The organism is Winogradskyella aquimaris, from assembly GCF_042676105.1.
GTDB classification, from domain to species: Bacteria; Bacteroidota; Bacteroidia; order Flavobacteriales; family Flavobacteriaceae; genus Winogradskyella; species Winogradskyella aquimaris.
Genome location: NZ_JBHTJQ010000011.1, coordinates 113,755 through 135,143 on the forward strand (window position 1 = coordinate 113,755; position 21,389 = coordinate 135,143).

General features: G+C 35.8%; 19 protein-coding genes. 14 read left to right on the forward strand and 5 right to left on the reverse strand.

Annotated features, from left to right (window positions below):
• Positions 1 to 2 precede the first annotated feature (2 nt).
• On the reverse strand, positions 3 to 692 hold the full coding sequence (locus ACFQ1K_RS09825) for a hypothetical protein (protein ID WP_320555950.1): 690 nt from the start codon (positions 690 to 692) through the stop codon (positions 3 to 5).
• Between the two features lie 158 nt (positions 693 to 850).
• Between ACFQ1K_RS09825 and tilS the strand changes: the two genes are divergently transcribed.
• From tilS to ACFQ1K_RS09885, 12 genes are all read left to right on the forward strand, one after another.
• Positions 851 to 2,125, forward strand: a complete 1,275-nt coding sequence (gene tilS / locus ACFQ1K_RS09830; RefSeq protein WP_320555949.1) for a tRNA lysidine(34) synthetase TilS — start codon at positions 851 to 853, stop codon at positions 2,123 to 2,125.
• 44 nt (positions 2,126 to 2,169) lie between these two features.
• Entirely contained in the window at positions 2,170 to 3,798 is a 1,629-nt protein-coding gene (gene ade, locus ACFQ1K_RS09835) for an adenine deaminase (RefSeq protein WP_320555948.1), read from the forward strand.
• A 70-nt stretch (positions 3,799 to 3,868) separates the two neighbouring features.
• The gene (locus ACFQ1K_RS09840; protein WP_320555947.1) at positions 3,869 to 5,752 is read left to right on the forward strand and encodes a CocE/NonD family hydrolase; all 1,884 of its coding nucleotides are present in this window, start codon (positions 3,869 to 3,871) and stop codon (positions 5,750 to 5,752) included.
• Positions 5,753 to 5,780: 28 nt separating this feature from the next.
• Positions 5,781 to 6,740, forward strand: coding sequence for a YheT family hydrolase (locus tag ACFQ1K_RS09845; protein ID WP_320555946.1), 960 nt, complete (start codon positions 5,781 to 5,783; stop codon positions 6,738 to 6,740).
• A 28-nt stretch (positions 6,741 to 6,768) separates the two neighbouring features.
• Complete coding sequence (locus ACFQ1K_RS09850) at positions 6,769 to 8,307, forward strand: YifB family Mg chelatase-like AAA ATPase (protein ID WP_320555945.1); 1,539 nt, start codon at positions 6,769 to 6,771, stop codon at positions 8,305 to 8,307.
• A 46-nt stretch (positions 8,308 to 8,353) separates the two neighbouring features.
• Positions 8,354 to 9,472, forward strand: a complete 1,119-nt coding sequence (locus tag ACFQ1K_RS09855) for a DUF2891 domain-containing protein (RefSeq protein ID WP_320555944.1) — start codon at positions 8,354 to 8,356, stop codon at positions 9,470 to 9,472.
• Entirely contained in the window at positions 9,472 to 10,695 is a 1,224-nt protein-coding gene (locus ACFQ1K_RS09860; RefSeq protein ID WP_320555943.1) for an Nramp family divalent metal transporter, read from the forward strand. Before ACFQ1K_RS09855 ends, ACFQ1K_RS09860 begins: the two co-directional genes overlap by 1 nt.
• The gene (gene pxpA / locus ACFQ1K_RS09865) at positions 10,692 to 11,432 is read left to right on the forward strand and encodes a 5-oxoprolinase subunit PxpA (protein ID WP_320555942.1); all 741 of its coding nucleotides are present in this window, start codon (positions 10,692 to 10,694) and stop codon (positions 11,430 to 11,432) included. The genes ACFQ1K_RS09860 and pxpA overlap by 4 nt, the downstream gene beginning before the upstream one ends.
• Before the next feature lie 6 nt (positions 11,433 to 11,438).
• Complete coding sequence (pxpB, locus tag ACFQ1K_RS09870) at positions 11,439 to 12,167, forward strand: 5-oxoprolinase subunit PxpB (protein WP_320555941.1); 729 nt, start codon at positions 11,439 to 11,441, stop codon at positions 12,165 to 12,167.
• On the forward strand, positions 12,160 to 13,005 hold the full coding sequence (locus ACFQ1K_RS09875; RefSeq protein ID WP_320555940.1) for a 5-oxoprolinase subunit C family protein: 846 nt from the start codon (positions 12,160 to 12,162) through the stop codon (positions 13,003 to 13,005). Before pxpB ends, ACFQ1K_RS09875 begins: the two co-directional genes overlap by 8 nt.
• A gap of 85 nt (positions 13,006 to 13,090) precedes the next feature.
• A complete protein-coding gene (locus ACFQ1K_RS09880) occupies positions 13,091 to 13,588 on the forward strand; it encodes a hypothetical protein (protein ID WP_320555939.1) in 498 nt (165 codons plus the stop codon).
• Positions 13,589 to 14,235: 647 nt separating this feature from the next.
• Entirely contained in the window at positions 14,236 to 15,060 is an 825-nt protein-coding gene (locus ACFQ1K_RS09885; RefSeq protein ID WP_320555938.1) for a sensor histidine kinase, read from the forward strand.
• On the opposite strand, the gene ACFQ1K_RS09890 is transcribed toward ACFQ1K_RS09885, so the two are convergent.
• The gene (locus tag ACFQ1K_RS09890; RefSeq protein ID WP_320555937.1) at positions 15,057 to 15,755 is read right to left on the reverse strand and encodes an RluA family pseudouridine synthase; all 699 of its coding nucleotides are present in this window, start codon (positions 15,753 to 15,755) and stop codon (positions 15,057 to 15,059) included. The genes ACFQ1K_RS09885 and ACFQ1K_RS09890 overlap by 4 nt on opposite strands.
• A gap of 37 nt (positions 15,756 to 15,792) precedes the next feature.
• Positions 15,793 to 16,611 carry a 3-methyl-2-oxobutanoate hydroxymethyltransferase gene (gene panB / locus ACFQ1K_RS09895; RefSeq protein ID WP_320555936.1) on the reverse strand — a complete coding sequence of 273 codons (819 nt, stop codon included), beginning with the start codon at positions 16,609 to 16,611 and terminating at the stop codon, positions 15,793 to 15,795.
• 108 nt (positions 16,612 to 16,719) lie between these two features.
• On the opposite strand from panB, the gene ACFQ1K_RS09900 reads away from it, so the two are divergent.
• A complete protein-coding gene (locus ACFQ1K_RS09900; RefSeq protein ID WP_320555935.1) occupies positions 16,720 to 17,190 on the forward strand; it encodes a nuclear transport factor 2 family protein in 471 nt (156 codons plus the stop codon).
• Positions 17,191 to 17,250: 60 nt separating this feature from the next.
• Here the strand turns inward: ACFQ1K_RS09900 and ACFQ1K_RS09905 are convergent, their stop codons facing one another.
• Both ACFQ1K_RS09905 and ACFQ1K_RS09910 read right to left on the reverse strand, forming a co-directional pair.
• A complete protein-coding gene (locus ACFQ1K_RS09905) occupies positions 17,251 to 18,675 on the reverse strand; it encodes an L-serine ammonia-lyase (RefSeq protein WP_320556054.1) in 1,425 nt (474 codons plus the stop codon).
• 103 nt (positions 18,676 to 18,778) lie between these two features.
• The gene (locus ACFQ1K_RS09910; RefSeq protein ID WP_320555934.1) at positions 18,779 to 19,285 is read right to left on the reverse strand and encodes a dihydrolipoamide dehydrogenase; all 507 of its coding nucleotides are present in this window, start codon (positions 19,283 to 19,285) and stop codon (positions 18,779 to 18,781) included.
• 190 nt (positions 19,286 to 19,475) lie between these two features.
• Here ACFQ1K_RS09910 and dnaK point away from each other — a divergent pair, with 190 nt between their 5' ends.
• Positions 19,476 to 21,386, forward strand: a complete 1,911-nt coding sequence (gene dnaK, locus ACFQ1K_RS09915; RefSeq protein ID WP_320555933.1) for a molecular chaperone DnaK — start codon at positions 19,476 to 19,478, stop codon at positions 21,384 to 21,386.
• The last annotated feature ends 3 nt before the right edge of the window (positions 21,387 to 21,389 follow it).

Below are 21,389 nucleotides of genomic sequence, written 5' to 3' on the forward strand. Positions count from 1 at the left end.
TTTTATTCCAAATGGCTCCTAAAACTCTTTTTGACCTTATCAAAGATGAGCTCAACACGAGACGTTGCAATGTTTTTAATCTTTGCAATGTCTTCAAAGTCCAGATTACCAAAAATGTACAAATCCACAATGTTTGAAATATTTATAGGTAACCAACTATAAAAGCGTCCAAACACTTTTGGGGATTGAGTTTTAGATAAATTCTCTAGTTCAAAAGCTTTAAGGATAGAAGTTTCTTTATCTTCATATAAATACAACTCATTATCCATATCTTGTCTGTAAGATATATCGTTTAATTCGGTATTAAGAATAAGATCTAAATCGGCATCAATGGTATAATCTTCTCCAAGTTTAGCAATTTCATTTTTTCTAATTTCGTCGGTGCTTATCGTATTTTTATGAAAGACTTCTTTTTTAAAAAGTTCGTTCATGTAGTTATCAACAAGTTTGAATAGTTCTAGTTTTACGGCCATACGTTCGGCTTCAATATTAAAGCCATTACTGTAAAGTTGTATGATACATTCATCTATTATTCCATTAGAGGAGTACATGTTTTTTGGTAGTATCCCTGTTGATTCCGCAATATAAATTCTATGCTTTACGTATGGGTGTAGATGTTGCACTGCCGAAAGTACTTTTTTATCAAAAGCAGTTTGTGCAGATTTTGATGAGAGTTCTTTAAAAGTGCTCATAACCATGATTTTAAAATTACATTTCTAAAGTTACCAATAAAGGAATCAATGCAGTATGATTTTTATCATTTTTAACGAATTAAAAGCCACTCACATTATTGTATATTTACATTATGCTAAATGCTTTTAAGTCTCATATAAATACCAATTTTTCATTTTTGAACAGTGCCAAATGTGTTATTGCTATTTCTGGTGGCATTGACAGTGTGGTATTGGCTCATCTTTGCCAGAAGCTCAACATCAGTTTTGCTTTGGCGCATTGCAATTTCAATTTAAGAGGAAAAGAAAGCGATGCCGATGAAGAGTTTGTATTGGATTTGGCGGACCAATTGGATGTTGAAGTTTTTATTCAGAATTTTGATACGGAGACCTATGCGAAAGAAAACAAATGTTCTATTCAAATGGCAGCACGAGAGTTGCGATATGACTGGTTTTCGGAATTAGCACAACAACTAAACTTTGATTATATCTTAACGGCGCATCATGCAGATGATAATCTCGAAACATTTTTAATCAATTTTACCAGAAGCACAGGACTCAACGGGTTAACAGGAATCCCCGCACTAAATGATAATATTGCCAGACCATTGTTGCCGTTTTCTAGAGAAGGCATTGAAACGTTTGCAAAAGCTGAAAACATATCATGGAGAGAGGACAGTAGCAATACATCAAGAAAGTATTTAAGGAATAAATTGCGGCATGAGGTGGTGCCGATTCTAAAGGAGATTAATCCACAATTAATAGATAGTTTTCAGAGCACGTTGCAACATTTAAACGATACTGCAGATATTGTGGAAGAAAGTCTGAATGCGGTGGCAAAAAGAGCCATAGAGCGGATAGATGAAAATTATGTTACATTCAAAGTATCAGAATTCAAAAAAGTAAATAATCCTAAAGCCTATTTATTTGAAATGTTTAAGGATTATGGATTTTCTGAGTGGAACGATGTTGTGAATTTATTAGAGGCAGAAACAGGAAAGTATGTGGCGTCTAATACCCACAAACTCACCAAGCATCGTGAATTTCTAATTCTAACTGAACTGTGTCATTCGGGGCAAAGTGAAGAATCTCTATTTGTTGCAAAAGATAATCCCTCTGTGAAAACACCAATTGGTATTTTATATTTTGATGATCAAGATTCATTTGAAGATAATTCTAAGACGACCATTTTTGCAGATGCTGAAAAATTGAAATACCCATTGCAGGTCAGAAAATGGCAAACAGGAGATATCTTTTATCCATTGGGGCTTAAAGGCAAAAAGAAAGTTAGTAAATATCTTAAAGATGAAAAGTTAACACCTATTGAGAAAGAAAACACTTGGGTTTTAACTTCAGAAAATAAAATAGTCTGGGTTGTTGGGAGAAGAGCTGATGAGCGTTTTAAGGTTTCAGACCAAACAAATCAAATTTTAAAAATAGAATTAAAAGCTTAATCTACTGACGCCTCGAGCACAGTCGAGAAGTCTTATTAATATTTATGACACTTAAAGGACACATTGTAGATATTCAAAACCAGAGCATCTTTAAAGGTGAAATCACCATAGAAAACGGTAAGATAAAATCAATTGAGGAAAAGTATTGTGAAGAAAACCACTACATCTTACCAGGATTTGTGGATGCCCATATCCATATCGAAAGCTCCATGTTGGTGCCATCAGAATTTGCTAAAGTAGCAGTAAAGCACGGTACAGTGGCCACAGTTTCTGATCCGCACGAAATTGCCAATGTGCTTGGTGTAAAAGGTGTGGAATTTATGATAGAAAACGGAAAGCAAACGCCATTAAAGTTCAATTTTGGAGCACCAAGTTGTGTGCCTGCAACTTCTTTTGAGTCGGCTGGAGCTATAATAGATTCGGATGGTATCAAAACTTTAATGGCCAATCCAGATATTAAATATTTAGCCGAGATGATGAACTATCCAGGTGTGATTTACGACGATTCCGAGGTGCTTAAAAAAATTGAATGGGCAAAACATTACAATAAACCCATTGATGGTCATGCACCAGGTTTGAGAGGTGACGATCTGACTAAATATATTTCTGCAGGTATTTCTACCGATCACGAGTGTTTTACTCACGATGAAGGTTTAGAAAAGCTTCAAAAGGGCATGAAAGTCATTATTCGAGAGGGTAGTGCTGCCAAAAATTTTGAAGCTTTGATTGGTTTGTTAGATGAGCACTACCAAAAGATGATGTTCTGTAGTGATGATAAACATCCAGATGATTTATTAATTGGGCATATTAATCAGCTGTGCGCTAGGGCAATTACTAAGGGCAATGACATTTTTAAAGTCCTTCAGACGGCTTGCGTCAATCCAGTTAAACATTACAATTTAGATGTTGGCTTATTGCAAGTCGGTGACACTGCGGATTGTATTCTGGTTGAAGATTTAACCGACTTTAAAACCCTTCAAACCTATATTAATGGCGAATTGGTTTATGATTACGGTGAATCTAAAATTAAGCATGTCAACTTCGAAAACTTAAACAACTTCAATACCAACAAAAAAGCAGTTGAAGAATTTAGAGTTGAATCTAACGCGAAGCAAATCCGAGTGATTGAATGTTTAGATGGTGAATTAGTTACTGAGGAAATCATTGAAAATACGACTATTAAAGATGGCAATCTAGTCTCAAACACAGAAAACGACATCTTAAAAATGACGGTCGTAAACCGCTATCAAAACTATAGGCCAGCTATGGCGTTCATTAAGAATTTTGGACTTAAAGAAGGTGCTATAGCAAGCTCAGTTGGCCACGATTCGCATAATATTATTGCTGTTGGAGTATCTGATGAGGCCATTTGTAAAGCAGTTAACCTTATTATCGAAAATGAAGGAGGTATTTGTGCCATAAGCAATACTGAGCAAAAGGTGGTTGCGTTGCCTGTAGCAGGCATTATGAGCGATAAAGATGCCGAAACCATTGGGAAACAATATGCAGATTTAGATAAAATGGCGAAACATATGGGTTCTAAACTTCATGCACCATACATGAGCTTATCCTTTATGGCTTTGTTGGTAATACCGGCTTTAAAACTGAGTGATAAAGGCTTGTTTGATGGAGGAAAGTTTGAATTTACGGACCTAATGTTGGCTACATCTTAACATTTTCTTCAAACTTTTGTATAGTATTAAAAGGTTATCTTTGAGCTTTTCGAAAAAATCCAGCCCAATTATGATTAAGAATTTTACCCTTATTTTATTGTTATTTGTTGCACTTGTAAGTTGCAAAGAAGAAAAACACCAAGCTCTTGAAAATCCCGAAACAGCAAAAGTTGAAGATACATTTGTAAAGGATAATTACACCAAAAAAGAGGTCATGATTACCATGAGAGATGGTATTAAATTGTATACTACCATATATTCGCCAAAAGACACTTCCAAAACATATCCAATTTTAATGATGCGAACTCCATACAGTTGTAAACCTTATGGTGAGGATAACTTTAGAAGTAAGATTGGACCCAACAAATATCTGATGGAAGAAGGAAATATTATGGTGTACCAAGATGTACGTGGCCGTTGGAATAGTGAAGGGGTTTACGATAATATGCGTGCTTACATTCCAAACAAATCAGGAAATGAAACAGACGAAGCAAGTGATACTTACGATACAATAGAATGGTTAATCAATAATGTTGAAAATAATAATGGCAAGGTTGGTACATATGGTATTTCGTATCCTGGATTTTATGCCACCTATTCGCTTTTAGATGCCCACCCAGCATTAAAGGCGGTTTCTCCACAAGCTTGTATTGGGGATTTCTTTTTTGATGACTTTATCCACAACGGAGCCTATTTACTGAGTTATTGGAGAGCGACTTCAGTTTTTGGTTATATGAAGAATAAACCTACTACCGAATCTTGGTATGAATTCCCAGATATAGGTACCGAAGATCAGCACCAATTTTTCTTGAATCATATGCCTTTAAGTAAATTGAATAAATTCTACGATAGTACCAATGTGTTTATGGAACAGCTAAAAACACACGTCACTTATGACGATTTCTGGAAAAGTAGAGGGATTGTTCAGCATTTAAAAGACATTAAGCCAGCAACAATGGTCGTTGGTGGTTTGTTTGATGCTGAAGATTTGTATGGCCCTTTTAATACCTATAAAAGTATTGAAAATAATAGTAATAATTACAATACTGTCGTATTTGGACCATGGAGTCATGGAGATTGGGCAAGAACTAGAGAACGACAAGTTATAGGTAATATTTACTTCGGTGATAACATTTCGGATTATTTTCAAAAGGAAATTGAAACTAAATTCTTTAATCATTTCTTAAAAGGTGAGGGCGATGGCAAAACCGGATTGCCAGAAGCCCACATGTTTAATACAGGTACTAAAAGATGGGAATCCTTTGAAAGTTGGCCACCAGAAAACACGTCTAAAGAAAGCTACTTTTTGCAACCGTATGAGCGTTTAACGCAACGTGCGACAAGAAACATCGCGACATCAGATTTTATCAGTGACCCTAAAAAACCAGTGCCTTATATTGAAGATATTAAGGTGGTTTTTACACCGCGTAAGTTCATGACGGATGATCAACGTTTTGCGTCAAGACGTCCAGATGTATTGACTTTTGAAACTGAAATATTAGAGGAGGATATTACGCTTGCTGGTGATATTTTAGCTAAACTAAATGTGTCTACTACGGGTACTGCAGCCGATTGGATTATAAAAGTAATTGATATTTTTCCTTCAGATACAGAAAACACGGAAGATGTACAAGATCATTTAAAGTTAAGTAATTATCACATGATGGTGCGTAGTGAAGTGCTACGTGGCCGTTTTAGAAATAGTATGGAAAAACCAGAACCTTTTGTGCCGAATCAAAAGACGGCGGTGAATATTAAATTGCAAGATGTGTTTCACACCTTTAAAAAGGGTCATAAGATTCAGGTACAAGTTCAGAGTACATTCTTTCCTTACATAGATGCCAATCCACAAACTTATGTAGATAATATTTTTGAAGCCAAAGAAGAAGATTTTAAAGTGCAAACGCATAGGGTTTTTAATGATTCCTCAATTGAGTTTACAGTTTTAAAATAATTGTATGCATCACTTTTTAGTTGTATAAGTGCCAATTATCCAGTCAACATATAAACCTCCATTTTGGGCGAAGAAGAGCTTTGTGTCTACGGTTTTTTCAGGATTGGCCAGAACAGTTAATGGTTTAGAACAAATCAGAGAGCGCATTGAACTCCCAGACGGGGATTTTATAGATGTAGATTGGAGCTATGCTAAACAACGGTCAAAAAAAGTAATTATTCTATTACATGGTTTAGAAGGCCATGCACAACGGCCATACATTACAGGGACTGCCAAGCTATTCAATGAAAATGGTGTAGATGCATGTGCCGTAAACTTTAGAGGCTGTAGTGGTGAGCCTAACCGATTATTTAGAAGTTACCACTCGGGTGCTACCGAAGATTTAGAATCAGTTATAAGCCATATTTTAGAGAAAGATCAACACAAAGAAATTTATGTTAAAGGTATTAGTCTGGGAGCCAATATGGCTTTAAAATATGTAGGCGAACGAGATGACCTTCCAAAGGAATTAAAGGGAATTATCGCTGTTTCTTCACCGTGCTATTTAAAAGGTTCATGTGATGCCTTAATGCATTTAAAAAATCGACATTATGCGATTCGGTTTTTGGCACATCTTAAAACCAAGTTAAAGCCTAAGTTGAAGCAATTCCCTAAGGATATCTCTACTGCAGATTTTAATGCTATTAAAACTTTAGCCGACTTTGACGATGTGTATACCTCAAAAGCACATGGGTTTAGAGATGCCTTGGACTATTATGAGCAGGCCAGTAGCTTGCAATATTTGTCAAATATTAATATTCCCACTTTAATAATTAATGCACTTAATGATTCTTTTTTATCTGCAGAATGCTATCCGGTAAGAGAGGCCAAACAAAACCCAAACCTCCATTTAGAAATGCCAAAGTACGGTGGGCATGTTGGATTTATAGATAAAGGGAATGTGTACTATAACGAGCAACGTGCTTTAGATTTTGTAAATCAACTTTAATTTGTAGATTTAAGCAAACCAATTATTTATGCTTAAAAAAGTATTTGGAAGTGCCGTTTTTGGTGTAGAGGCCACGACGATAACCGTAGAAGTTAACGTGGATAAGGGTGTAGGATATCACTTGGTTGGACTTCCAGATAATGCCATAAAAGAGAGCAATTACCGTATTGCTGCAGCTTTGCAAAATAACGGTTACAGAATTCCAGGAAAGAAGATTACTATTAATATGGCACCAGCCGACTTGCGTAAGGAAGGTTCGGCTTATGATTTGACTTTGGCTATTGGAATATTAGCAGCATCTAATCAAATAAAAACTGAAAATCTAGACGACTATCTCATTATGGGGGAGTTGTCTCTAGATGGCAGTTTACAGCCTATAAAAGGTGCGCTGCCTATCGCTGTAAAAGCTAGGGAAGAAGGATTTAAGGGTTTTATTTTACCTAGTCAAAATGCTAAAGAAGCTGCAATCGTAAATGACTTAAAGGTCTACGGTGTAGATAATATAACGCAAGTTATTAATCACTTTGATAAAGGTGAAACCATAGAACAAACCATTATAAACACACGAGAGGAATTTTATAAAAATCTTGATTTTCCAGAATTCGATTTTGCAGATGTCAAAGGTCAGGAAAGCATAAAACGCTGCATGGAAATTGCGGCAGCAGGTGGGCATAATATTATTCTTATTGGCCCGCCAGGTTCTGGTAAAACAATGCTAGCTAAACGTTTGCCAAGTATTTTGCCGCCAATGACATTGCATGAGGCTTTGGAAACGACTAAAATTCATTCGGTGGTTGGTGGTGTAAAAGATCATACAGGTTTAATGGCGCAACGACCCTTTCGAAGTCCACATCACACCATTTCAAATGTCGCTTTAGTTGGTGGTGGGAGCTATCCGCAACCTGGTGAAATTTCCTTATCTCATAATGGGGTACTGTTTTTAGACGAGTTACCAGAATTTAAACGAGAAGTGCTAGAAGTGATGCGACAACCTCTGGAAGACAGAGAGGTCACGATTTCCAGAGCAAAATTTACGGTGACATACCCCAGCTCATTTATGTTAGTTGCCAGTATGAATCCTAGTCCTAGTGGTTATTTTAACGATCCTGATGCACCGGTAACCTCTAGTCCCGCAGAAATGCAGCGCTATTTGAGTAAAATTTCAGGCCCACTCTTAGATCGTATCGATATTCATATTGAGGTTACTCCAGTGCCATTTGAAAAACTTTCAGATGATAGAAAAGGTGAGTCGTCAGTAGAGATTAGACAGCGCGTCACTGCAGCAAGAGAGTTACAGACGAAGCGGTTTAAAGATTTAGAAAATGTGCATTATAATGCCCAAATGAATACAAAACAAATACGTGAATATTGTAAGTTGGATGAAAAGTCATTGGAATTGCTAAAATCTGCTATGGAACGTTTGAACCTTTCTGCGAGAGCTTATGACAGAATCTTAAAAGTATCAAGAACTATAGCAGATCTGGAAGGTTCTGAAGAAGTGACTGGTGCACACATTAGTGAGGCCATTCAATATCGAAGTCTGGATAGAGAAGGATGGTTAGGGTAATGTTTCTAATTCGCATTAAGCCGTCATATAAATTTCAAAATAAACTATGAAATACAAAATCATCATAATAGTGCTTCTTCTTTGTTATAATTGTAACAATCAAAAAGATAAGCCGATTGAAACTACTTTTGAAGCACAAAAACAGGTTCAGAGAGTTTCGGTACCAAAACTCAATTTAGAGCAAGCCAATCGCTTGGCCCAGTTACCAATACATTGTATCAATACAGAATATCCTAACAAACTAGGACAGGTTTTAGGAGGTAATGAAGATCTAAAATCACCTCAAGAATTGCATCCTGCTTTTTATGGTTGTTTTGATTGGCATTCGGCTGTGCATGGGCATTGGAGTTTGGTAAAACTATTGAAAGAATTTCCGGATTTGAATAATCGTGAAGCTATTATTCAAAAATTATTAGCTAACATTTCAAATGAAAATATAGTGCAAGAGGTTTTGTATTTTAAGGGAAAACACAATACGTCCTACGAGCGCACTTATGGTTGGGCTTGGTTGCTTAAACTGGCTGAAGAGTTGCATACGTGGAATCATCCAAGTGCCCGAATACTAGAAGAAAATCTTCAGCCACTTACAGATTTAATTGTGGAGCGTTATTTTGAGTTTCTGCCAAAATTGAATTATCCCATCAGAGTAGGAGAGCACCCAAACACAGCCTTTGGATTGAGTTTTGCCTACGACTATGCTTTAGCAGTAGAAAATGTCGAGTTGCGGAATATGATTGATAAGCGTGCTAAAGACTTCTACTTAAATGACCAGAACTGCCCTCTGGAATGGGAACCCAGCGGATTCGATTTTTTATCGCCATGTTTAGAAGAAGCCGCCTTAATGAAACGTGTGTTGCCTAAAGACAAATTTTTAGCTTGGATGAATGATTTTCTTCCGGAGCTTAGCCAAAAGGATTTGCATATTGAGGTGGGTAAAGTATCGGATAGAACAGATGGTAAATTGGTGCATTTAGATGGTGTCAACTTTTCAAGAGCTTGGAGTTTAAATTATATCGCTAAAGACTTGCCGGAATTTAACCATCTTCAAAATTTGGCAAACAAGCATATTGACTATTCTTTACCAAACATTGTTGGTGATAGTTATGAGGGTGGTCATTGGTTGGGGAGCTTTGCCATCTATGCGTTAAATTCTATCAATAACTAATGAAAAACTGGTTCCGAAATATTGGGCCAGGACCTTTGGTTGCGGCTGCTTTTATTGGTCCTGGAACAGTGACGGTTTGCACCTTGGCAGGCGTAAACTTTGGATATACTTTGCTTTGGGCAATGGTGTTATCTGTCATTGCCACCATAGTGTTGCAGGATATGGCTGCACGACTGGGTATTATTTCTCAAAAAGGACTCTCTCAAGTCATTCGAGAGGAAATTAAAAATCCAGTTTTAAGAGCATTAAGTATTATATTGATATTATCTGCCATTGTTATTGGGAATGCAGCTTACGAAGCGGGAAATATAAGTGGTGGGGCGCTGGGCTTAGAATCATTAGTGGGTCATCAAACGCTTAACTTGTTTCAGTATAAAGTGTCTGCGATTCCTTGGATATTAGGGTTTTTAGCTTTCGTGCTTTTGTTCCTCGGAAAATACAGAATACTTGAGAGGGTTTTGGTGGGTTTGGTAATCTTGATGAGTTTGGCATTTCTTTCAACAGCAATACTAACTGAACCGGAGGTTTTAAGCATACTTAAAAATATGTTGGTGCCTCAATTCCCAGAGGAAAGCATATTAACTATTGTGGCACTTGTTGGTACAACTGTAGTACCTTATAATTTGTTTTTACATGCCTCATTAGCTAAAACCAAATGGAAAACTAATTCAGCTATTGGATCAGCTAGAAAAGACACAATTTTAGCTGTAGTTCTTGGTGGTATGGTATCTATGGGTATTATCATTTCTGCAGCCGCTATTAAAACTGAAAATATTAATAATGCAGCAGACCTCGCATTGGCACTAGAACCACTTTTTGGTACAAACGCAAAGTATTTTTTATCTATTGGGTTGTTTGCTGCGGGTCTTACAAGTGCTATCACCGCACCTTTAGCAGCAGCCTATGTAGCTAGTGGATGCTTAGGATGGCGCGCCAACTTAAAATCGTGGCGTTTTAGAGCTGTATGGATGTTTGTCCTAGGGCTAGGTGTCATTTTTTCTTCTTTGAGTTTTAAATCCATTGAAATCATAAAATTTGCACAGGTTGCAAATGGCTTATTGTTACCAATCATTGTAGGGTTTCTGTTATGGGTTATGAATAAAACAACGGTATTGGGAATCTATAAAAACACAAAATTTCAGAATATTTTGGGCCTGATTATTTGGGTTATTACTATCTTTTTAGGATTGAAAGGAATTTTAAGTGTTTTTAATCTTATATGAGTTTTAAAACAATAGATATAAATGCAGATGTTGGTGAAGGGTTGAATAACGAAGACATCCTTATGCCTTATTTATCATCTTGTAATATTGCATGTGGTGGTCATGCGGGCGATTTAGAAACAATGACAAAAGTTGTTAGGTTAGCCAAGCAATATAAGGTGAAAATTGGTGCACACCCATCATTTCCGGATAAAGAAAATTTTGGTAGGGTTGCATGTGATATGCCAGCTGCAGATTTATTTAGTAGCTTAAAATCCCAAATAAGAAGTTTACAAGAAGTACTTTATAAAGAAAATGTGCAATTACATCATATAAAACCTCATGGTGCACTTTATAATTTGGCTGCTAAAGATGAGAAAATAGCTAAAGTTGTAGTTGAGGTCTTTAAAAGTATCGCTATGCCCATTCAACTTTATGCTCCTTATAAGTCTGTGATTGTAAAACTTGCTAAAGATGAAAAAATAGAGGTGACTTTTGAAGCGTTCGCAGATCGAAATTACAACAGTGATTTATCGCTGGTGTCACGAAAAAACAACAACGCAATTTTACATGAAAACTCCAAAATATTGGATCATGTTTTGAATATGATTCATCGCGAAAAAGTAACCGCAGTTAATGGGGTAGAAGTGTCTATAAAAGCATCTACGTTTTGTGTCCATGGAGATACTAAAAACGCATTTGATATTTTAGATTTTTTAACCAAGGAATTACCAAAATATAATGTAAGAATTCAATAAGTTTTTATGGAGTATAAGTTAAAATTTTCATGCTATAACGAGCGCTCAATTTTAATTGAATGGCCTTCACTTATTGATACAAATATATTGAAAAGTATATTGAATTTTAAAAAAATTATTCAGAGTCATTATGTTAAACAAAGTGTTGAAATAATCAATGCATTTAACTCAATATTAATTATATATGATTACACTATAGATAATATCAATGATGAAATATTGAGGTTAAAATCATTAAAAATTAATGAAATTGATATTGAAGATCTAAAACCTAACTTATGGGAAATTCCCGTGTGTTATGGCAACGATTTTGGAGTTGATTTGGATGATTTTTCTAGTAAAAAAGACCTCTCAAAGAGAGAGGTTATAGACCTTCATTCCAAAGTAAATTACACCATTTATTTTATAGGGTTTTTGCCTGGCTTTTTGTACTTGGGAGGGTTGGATAAAAAGCTGAATTTAGACCGAAAATCAACCCCAAATTTATATGTAGAAAAAGGGTCTGTTGGGATAGGTGGAAACCAAACAGGAATTTATCCACAGGACAGTCCGGGAGGATGGCATATTATTGGTAAGACTCCTATTGAACTCTTTAACCCAAAAACCAATCCACCTTCTATTTTTAGTTCTGGAGATTTGATTAGGTTTAAACCAATTTCAAAGTCCGAATATTTAGAAATTGAGCATCAGATTGATGTTGGTCGGTTTGTATTAAAACCAACGCTTAATGCTTAGAGTCCTTAAAACCGGATTTTATTCGACCATTCAAGATAGTGGTCGATTTGGATATCGAAAGTATGGGGTACCAGTTTCTGGTGCTATAGACTCCTATTCCAGTAGATTTGCTAATGCCCTATTAGGTAATGACAAAAATGCCGCATTGGTTGAAATGACCATAATTGGCGGAATATTTGAATTTCTAGAACCAACTTCGATAGTTGTGTCAGGAGCTTTTATGGCTCCAAAATTAAATGATGTTGCCATAAAATCTAACAAAGTTGTTGCCGTTCAGGCTAATGATATTTTGAGTTTTGGTAAAACTGAAAATGGTATAAGAGCATATTTGGCTATAAGAGGTGGGTTTAAAACTGATGTCATATTAGGGAGCAGAAGTCAATACAAACCTGTTTCAACTCATAATGTAATTCAAAAAGACGAATGTATCCCTTACAAGCCAGAATTAAGTGATTCAAAGTCCTTCTCTAGGGTAAAGTATGATAAATCGGTTATTGATTGCAATATTTTGGAATCCTATCAAGGCCCTGAGTTTTACATGCTTAATAAATATCAAAAACAGACCTTATTGTCAACTGATTATATGGTTAGTAATTTGAATAATAGAATGGCCTTTCAACTAGAACCTTCTCTTGAAAATAATTTACTGCCAATACTTAGTGCTCCTGTATTGCCAGGAACAGTGCAATTAACTCCTAAAGGGAACTTAATTGTTTTGATGCGAGATTGCCAAACAACAGGTGGATATCCAAGAGTATTGCAGTTAACTGAAAAAGCTATTAATAAACTTGCTCAAAAAACTTCAGGAAATACAATAAACTTTAGATTAAAAGAGTAATTTTGTAGGAAAATATTTAATAATAGTTTTATTTGTTTCATAATTTCAATACATTAGATTCAACTAACAATTAAATCTCTGTATTATGAAAAAGCTATTAACGCTTTTAATAGGTCTGGTTTTAGGTATAGCCGGGAGCTATTATTATTTAACAAGTAATGAAAATTTAGAGTTTATGGCGCAACAACCTAAGGGATTAATTTCACCAGAAGAAATAAAAACATTAGATCAAGCCTATAATAGCAGACATACTATTATTAGCGATTCCTTAATTAAAACTCCTGATAACAGATCGTCATGGTATTCAATAGAGGAAATAGAATCGTATATCGCATATGCAAAACAACAAGCAGATACCATGGGTTACACCTTAGATGGTTTAAGGCTTTATGCAGGTGCCTATTCAGACACAAAAGAAGGACCTGGTTTAATGACTATGTTCTTTGTACCAACAGGTTCTAAAAAAGTTTCTGAGGGTGCTATTTTACCAACCTTGCAAAGTGGTGGTAATGATTTACAAGGAGCAGATGGTTTAAATAAAGGAAGTGGCGGAGAACCACCTAGTGCTAATTATCCACAATAAATGTCAAATTATATAGTAGCAATTCATATCGTAGAGCTTATTGCTGCTTTAGCTGGTACTTATTATTACTTTAAAACCAGTGATAAACAAATGAAAATTTTCATTTGGTATCTATGGTTCGTTGTTGTAGTTGAAACTATTGGCATGTATGGTTATTTATTGCTTAATAACTATGATTACGATTGGTTTATATGGCTTAAGAATAGTGTTATATGTTCTAACACTTGGTTGTATAATATATACTCTTTTGTTGCCATACTAATATTCGGCAAATTTTATTTAAACATTGTTAATCGAAAATCATCAAAAAATATAATTAAAACTGCAGTTTTTTTATATGCAATATTTACGATTATTTACTTTTTAATAAGTGGTACATTTTTTATCAAATCATTACCATACAATGTTTTTTTAGAAACATTTATCGTACTTGTTTTTGTGGTTTTGTATTACAAACAATTATTGGGCAGTGATAAAGTGTTGTTGTTTTATAAACTTCCTATATTTTACATAAGTTCAGCCTTGCTATTATTCTATTTGTGCACAGCACCATTATTTACTTTTGATAGTTACTTTTATGAAGTGAATAAAAGTTTTATCCATTTTAGACACGTCTACATGTTCATTATTAACACCTTCTTATATTCATGCTTTACATTCGCTTTCTTATACACAATTCAATTCAAAAGAGAATAACTGAAGAAGAAATAGCTCTTATAGCCTATGTAGTCTTTTTTGTTTTAATCATTCTAATTGTTTTTGTAGTCTTCTTTTTGACATTTCAAAAACGTAAGAATCAACTTCTAATAAAGAATATTGAGCAGCAAAAACAATTTGACGAAGAGCTTTTAATAACCCAACAAGAAATACAAGAAGAAATATTAAAAAATGTTGGTAGAGAGTTGCATGATAATGTAGGACAACTATTAGCTTTTGCAACAATGCAAATGAATAGCGTTGCTAAAATAGCTTCAGATGACCTTAAGCCAAAGGTTGCTAACGCTTCAGAAGCTTTAAAGGAAAGTCTAGCTGAGGTCAGGGCCATGTCAAAATCGTTAAATAGTGATGTGATACAGAATTTAGGCTTCAAGGCTACTGTAGAAAATGAAATCGATCGTTTAAAGAAATCAGGGTTAATAGAGGTGTCACTTAAATTTGATGGTGAAAACCAAAATCTTGATAATAAGAAGGACGGGATTATTCTATTTAGGATTTTACAAGAATTTATTTCAAATACCCTAAAATATGCTGAGGCCGAAACTTTAAAAGTCCAGTTGAATTATGATATGGATAAACTAAAAATTAAGATTGAGGATGATGGAGTTGGTTTTGATATGGAAACCGCTGAGCATGGGTCTGGTTTAACCAACATGAAAAAACGTGCAGAGCTTTTAAATGCAAAATTAGACTTAAAGTCTAAAGAAGATAAAGGTACTGAGCTTACCATAATCTATCCTTACAGAAACGCTTAAACTTCGCAAGCTTGCCATATTATATCGTCTGGTAAAGGTGCTACTATGTTTAACTTTTCTTTTTTTACAGGATGCGTAAATTCTAGTCTCCTAGCATGCAGGCTTATGCTAGCATCCTTGTTACTTCGAGGAAATCCATACTTTAAATCGCCTTTTATAGGACAATCAATTTTTGCCAATTGGCAACGAATTTGGTGATGTCTTCCAGTTTCTAAATCGATTTCCAGCAAATAATAATTATCTAAAGACTTAAGGATACGATAGTTTAAAATGGCTTTTTTACTGCCTTCAACTTCTTTATCAAAGGCAGTGGACTTATTGTTTTTAGGATTCTTTTTCAACCAGTGAATAAGTCGATCTTCAGGTTTTGGTGGTTTGTTTTTTACTAAAGCCCAATAGGTTTTCGTCGTTTTCTTTTCAGCAAACAATTTGTTTAAACGTGGTAGGGCTTTACTGGTTTTTGCAAAGAGCACAATACCGGTAGTAGGTCTATCTAAACGGTGCACAACTCCCAAGTACACATTTCCTGGTTTGTTGTATTTGTATTTTAAAAAGTCTTTTACAACATGGCTTAAGGGCTTATCGCCAGTTTTATCACCTTGTACAATATCGCCTGCACGTTTATTCACCACAATGACATGGTTGTCTTCATAGAGGACTTGCAAGTTGGATTTGTTTGATAAAACCTTTGACACGATTAGGTGGTTTTCCTGGTTCAGAATTTAAAAAGCCTTAATATTGCTCTTTCTCATTAGGAAAATCCTGACTCTTTACATCTTCAACATATTGTCCTATGGCGTTGGTCATGTCTTCGTAAAGGTTCATGTAGCGACGTAGAAATCTTGGGTTAAACTCGTGCGTCATGCCAATCATATCATGAAGCACCAATACTTGTCCGTCAACTCCATCACCTGCGCCTATACCAATAACAGGAATACTCACGCTTTCGGCCACTTCTTTAGCTAGTGCTGCTGGAATTTTTTCTAAAACAATAGCAAAGCATCCAGCTTTTTCAAGCATTTTGGCATCTTCTCTCAGGCGTTCCGCTTCTTGTTCTTCTTTGGCTCTTACAGTGTACGTGCCAAATTTGTAGATAGATTGGGGAGTCAGGCCTAAATGACCCATGACAGGGATTCCAGCATTCAATATACGTTTTATAGAATCTTTAATTTCTTTACCACCTTCTAATTTCACGGCGTGTCCACCAGATTCCTTCATGATTCTAATTGCAGAACGTAATGCTTCTTTTGGGTCACTTTGATAGGTTCCAAAAGGCAAATCTACAACTACTAAAGCCCTGTCAATGGCTCGTACCACTGATGAGGCGTGATAAATCATTTGGTCTAAGGTGATGGGTAATGTAGTTTCATGGCCAGCCATAACATTACTTGCCGAGTCGCCGACTAGAATAACATCAACACCGGCTCCGTCTACAATTTTAGCCATGGTATAGTCATAAGCAGTGAGCATGGAAATTTTTTCGCCTCTAGATTTCATATCTACAAGACTTTTTACGGTGATTCTTTTATATTCTTTTTTTGCTACTGACATAGTGTTTCAAAAATTAGTGTTTGTAAAAATAAAGAGATTTGTTAAACTTTTGTTTATTAGAAGCTAGAATTGCTGTCTAAATAGTTAATTTCAGAAAAACTAAATAAAATGAAAAAACTATTAGCGCTATTAATTTTATGTTTAGGACTTAATCTAAACGCCCAAGATTCTGAAAAACAACGGGTGAAAGCCACAATTATTAAATTTTTTGAAGCCTTTCATAAACAAGATACTACCACTTTAAAAGCCATGGCAAAAGGCGATATTAAATTGCAGTCTATATCTGTAAATAGGGAAGGGCAATCGGTTTTAAGTGAAAGCGAATACGGTCAGTTTTTAAAGAGTATTGCGAGTATTCCAGCCGAAAATACCTTTGAGGAAAAATTATTAAGTTTCAATATTCAGGTTGATGGAAATATGGCAAATGCATGGACACCATACGAGTTTTGGTATAATGGAAATTTTAGTCATTGTGGTGTCAATTCCTTTCAATTAATGAAAGGAGATAATGAGTGGAAAATTATTTACCTAGTAGATACCAGACGACGAGAAGGATGTCAAGACCATTCCAAAAACTAAGTTACAAATTCCAAAAATTTCCGAGTTAGAGTTCCTTCACTCTGAGAAGGCTAGATGTTTTTAACAATCACTTAAATGAACACCAACAGCCAAACCACCTTCTGAGGTTTCTTTGTATTTAGTATTCATATCCTTAGCGGTTTCCCACATGGTGTTAACCACTTTATCTAAAGGTACTTTTACGTTGTTGGGATCAGTTTCTAAAGCAAGTTCAGCCGCGTTAATCGCTTTTATGGCACCCATAGAGTTACGCTCTATACATGGAATTTGAACCAACCCACCAATAGGATCGCATGTGAGCCCAAGATGATGTTCCATGGCAATTTCAGAGGCCACTAAAACTTGTTCTGGTGTGCCACCTAACAATTCACAAAGCGCACCGGCAGCCATGGCAGAAGATACACCAATTTCGGCTTGGCAACCTCCCATTGCAGCACTTATGGTAGCCCCTTTTTTAAAGATACTACCAATTTCACTGGCAACTAATAAGAATTTTTTAATATGCTCAAAGTTGGCTTCATGATTTTCAATGACCATATAATACATCAATACCGCTGGAATCACACCAGCACTCCCGTTTGTAGGGGCTGTAACCACACGACCCAGCGACGCATTAACTTCATTAACGGCCAATGCAAAACAGCTCACCCATTTAAGAATTTGTCTAAACTTAACTTCTGTCTTCCTAATAGTCTCTAACCATTCTTGCGGACTTTCATAAGTGAAATTGCCGATTAAATTTTTATGCATGTCATAAGCTCTACGACGAACGTTGAGACCGCCAGGAAGTTTACCTTCAGTATGACAGCCAAGGTACATGCATTCTAACATGGTATTCCAGATGCGCTCTAGCTCAAAATCGATAGTTTCAATGTCTCGTATGGACTTTTCATTTTCCAAAACAACACCAGAAATAGGAAGATTTAATTGATGGCAAAACTTTAAAAGTTCGTCACCATAGGAAATAGGGTAAGGGAATGTACAGTAGAAAATTATCTTATTAGCCTTAGAAATCTTTCGTTCTTCTTGTACCACAAATCCACCTCCAATAGAGTAGTAGGTAGATTTGTAGTTTCGACCGTTAATTAAGGCTGAAAATGCCATGCCATTGGCATGATAAGGCAAAAACTTTCGATTGAATTTTATGTCTGTATTAACATCGAAAGGAATCGGTTTTTCATTGTTAAACATCAAAGAATTTGTGTTCTTAATAGACGAAATAATGATGTCTATTGTTTCTATGGGAACACGCTCTGGATCTGCACCAGACAGACCAAGCAGTATAGCTAGATCTGTGGCATGCCCTTTACCTGTTAAGGATAAAGAACCGTATAAGTCTACTGTGATTTTTTCAACCTTATGAAAACGATTTTTGTCTTTAAGTTCTTTTATCCAACGCTCTGCGGCACGCCATGGTCCCAAGGTGTGGGAGCTTGAAGGCCCTACACCAATTTTGAGCATATCAAAGACAGAAATACATTCCATATATTTACGTTTAATTTCGCAAATATACTTCATTGTTCGATGATTTAAGGCATAAAAAAAGCGATGATAATTATCATCGCTTTAATTCTTTTAATTAAACAGTCTATTGCACGTACTGTACAACATCATTAAAATTATTAATATCAATATTGTTGCTATTAATAAAATCTACTGGTAGTATGACTATTCTAAATATTTGGTCTATACGATTTATCTCCGGTATAGAGCCAAGATCAAAAGAAGGTGGTGCATATAAATAGATATCAACAAAATCAAAATTATGGTCAAAATTATATTGAAATTCTCCACCATCATCAGTGTAAGCAGTTTCGGGTAATGGTCTCCAAAAATCAAAGCCATCGTTATCCACACCTACAAGTCTATATACCAAAACCATATCAGATTCCAGTAAGTCTATATCAAGAGGTATTTCTATATCTGCAAAATAGCCGTTAGCATTTGTAAAGTTTACAGTTCTTTCGAAGGATTGCCCTACAAAGTTGACACCATTTTGTCCATTCAATCCAGGAGGTCCCGGAGGTCCTGGGTCTCCTTCGCAAGCCGTTAATAAAAAAGTAAGTGAAAAGAGTAGAAATGTTAGTTTTCTCATGGTAAAAAGTTTTAATTAATGGTACTTAACTACTACTAAGATATCAAAGTATGTACCAAAAATGATAAAATGAAAAATTAAAATGAAATTTCAATATGACATCATGTCACATTTTTTGTCATGGCATAATCATTGACTAATACAAAGTGAGTTAAAAAAAATAAAACACAACATTATATACACTAATATTATGAGTAAGATTATTGGAATTGATTTAGGAACAACCAACTCGTGCGTTTCAGTAATGGAAGGTAATGAGCCCGTTGTAATCCCGAACGCTGAAGGTAAGAGAACTACACCTTCGGTCATTGCCTTTGTTGAAGGTGGTGAAATTAAAGTTGGTGATCCAGCAAAAAGACAAGCAGTAACTAACCCGCAAAAAACCGTTTATTCTATTAAACGCTTTATGGGGAATAAATATTCTGAGTCTAAAAAAGAAGCAGAACGCGTACCTTATAAAGTTGTTAAAGGTGATAATGATACTCCAAGAGTAGATATTGATGGTCGTTTATACACACCACAAGAATTATCGGCTATGATTCTTCAAAAAATGAAGAAAACAGCGGAGGACTACTTAGGACAAGATGTATCTGAAGCGGTTATTACTGTACCAGCCTATTTTAATGATGCTCAAAGACAAGCAACTAAGGAAGCTGGTGAAATAGCAGGTTTAAAAGTAAGACGTATAATTAATGAGCCGACAGCTGCGGCATTAGCTTACGGTTTAGATAAAAAATCTACAGATCAAAAAATCGTTGTATTCGATTTTGGTGGTGGTACACATGACGTATCTATCCTTGAATTAGGCGATGGAGTATTTGAAGTACTATCTACGGATGGTGACACCCACTTGGGTGGTGACGATGTAGATGAAAGAATAATAGATTGGCTGGCAGAAGAATTTAAGAACGATGAAGGTATGGATTTAAGAGAAGATCCTATGGCTTTACAACGTCTTAAGGAAGCTGCAGAAAAAGCTAAAATAGAATTATCTTCATCTTCGCAAACTGAAATTAACTTGCCTTATGTAACGGCAACTGCAAGTGGACCGAAGCACTTAGTGCGTACATTAACCCGTTCTAAGTTTGAGCAGTTAATCGACGATTTAATTAAGCGTACCATTGAGCCTTGTGAAACAGCATTGAAATCAGCAGGTTTATCGAAATCTGATATCGATGAGGTGATCTTAGTAGGTGGTTCTACACGTATCCCAGCAGTACAAGCAGCAGTAGAGAAATTCTTTGGTAAAGCACCAAGTAAAGGGGTTAACCCAGACGAAGTTGTGTCTCTTGGTGCAGGTATTCAAGGTGGTGTACTAACGGGTGATGTAAAAGACGTACTTTTATTAGACGTCACTCCGTTATCTCTTGGAATTGAGACCATGGGTAACGTCATGACCAAGTTAATTGAAGCTAATACTACGATTCCTACCAAAAAATCACAGGTATTCTCAACAGCAGCAGACAATCAGCCATCAGTAGAGATTCATGTATTACAAGGTGAACGTCCAATGGCAGCAGATAATAAAACAATCGGTCGTTTCCACTTAGATGGTATTCCACCAGCAAGACGTGGTACACCACAGATTGAAGTAACATTTGATATTGATGCTAATGGTATTATCAAAGTATCTGCAGAAGATAAGGCGACTGGTAAGAAGCAAGATATTAGAATTGAAGCGTCTTCTGGATTAACAGAAGAAGAAATCCAAAAGATGAAAGCGGAAGCTGAAGCTAATGCAGAAGCCGATAAGAAAGCTAAAGAAACTGCTGATAAATTAAATCAGGCAGATGGTATGATTTTCCAAACTGAAAAGCAGTTAGAAGAATTTGGTGATAAATTATCTGATGATAAGAAAAAACCAATTGAAGAAGCGTTAGCAGAATTAAAGAAAGCTTACGAGTCTAAGGATATCGCGGTTATTGAGCCAGCCTTAGAGAAAATTAACGAAGCATGGAAAGTCGCAAGTGAAGAAATGTACAAAGCACAAGCAGAAGCTCAGCAAGGTGGTGCTGAAGGTCCTGATGCAGGAGCATCACAAGATCAGCCATCTGATGAATCTAGCGATGTGGAAGACGTGGACTTCGAAGAAGTGAAATAACAA

Bases quoted from the DNA above. Each gene is read 5' to 3' on its own strand.
- ACFQ1K_RS09825 (WP_320555950.1), bottom strand. From the start codon at position 692: ATGAGCACTTTTAAAGAACTCTCATCAAAATCTGCACAAACTGCTTTT.
- ade (WP_320555948.1), top strand. From the start codon at position 2,170: ATGACACTTAAAGGACACATTGTAGATATTCAAAACCAGAGCATCTTT.
- ACFQ1K_RS09840 (WP_320555947.1), top strand. From the start codon at position 3,869: ATGATTAAGAATTTTACCCTTATTTTATTGTTATTTGTTGCACTTGTA.
- ACFQ1K_RS09850 (WP_320555945.1), top strand. From the start codon at position 6,769: ATGCTTAAAAAAGTATTTGGAAGTGCCGTTTTTGGTGTAGAGGCCACG.
- ACFQ1K_RS09855 (WP_320555944.1), top strand. From the start codon at position 8,354: ATGAAATACAAAATCATCATAATAGTGCTTCTTCTTTGTTATAATTGT.
- ACFQ1K_RS09860 (WP_320555943.1), top strand. From the start codon at position 9,472: ATGAAAAACTGGTTCCGAAATATTGGGCCAGGACCTTTGGTTGCGGCT.
- pxpA (WP_320555942.1), top strand. From the start codon at position 10,692: ATGAGTTTTAAAACAATAGATATAAATGCAGATGTTGGTGAAGGGTTG.
- pxpB (WP_320555941.1), top strand. From the start codon at position 11,439: ATGGAGTATAAGTTAAAATTTTCATGCTATAACGAGCGCTCAATTTTA.
- ACFQ1K_RS09875 (WP_320555940.1), top strand. From the start codon at position 12,160: ATGCTTAGAGTCCTTAAAACCGGATTTTATTCGACCATTCAAGATAGT.
- ACFQ1K_RS09880 (WP_320555939.1), top strand. From the start codon at position 13,091: ATGAAAAAGCTATTAACGCTTTTAATAGGTCTGGTTTTAGGTATAGCC.
- ACFQ1K_RS09885 (WP_320555938.1), top strand. From the start codon at position 14,236: ATGCTTTACATTCGCTTTCTTATACACAATTCAATTCAAAAGAGAATA.
- panB (WP_320555936.1), bottom strand. From the start codon at position 16,611: ATGTCAGTAGCAAAAAAAGAATATAAAAGAATCACCGTAAAAAGTCTT.
- ACFQ1K_RS09900 (WP_320555935.1), top strand. From the start codon at position 16,720: ATGAAAAAACTATTAGCGCTATTAATTTTATGTTTAGGACTTAATCTA.
- ACFQ1K_RS09905 (WP_320556054.1), bottom strand. From the start codon at position 18,675: ATGGAATGTATTTCTGTCTTTGATATGCTCAAAATTGGTGTAGGGCCT.
- ACFQ1K_RS09910 (WP_320555934.1), bottom strand. From the start codon at position 19,285: ATGAGAAAACTAACATTTCTACTCTTTTCACTTACTTTTTTATTAACG.
- dnaK (WP_320555933.1), top strand. From the start codon at position 19,476: ATGAGTAAGATTATTGGAATTGATTTAGGAACAACCAACTCGTGCGTT.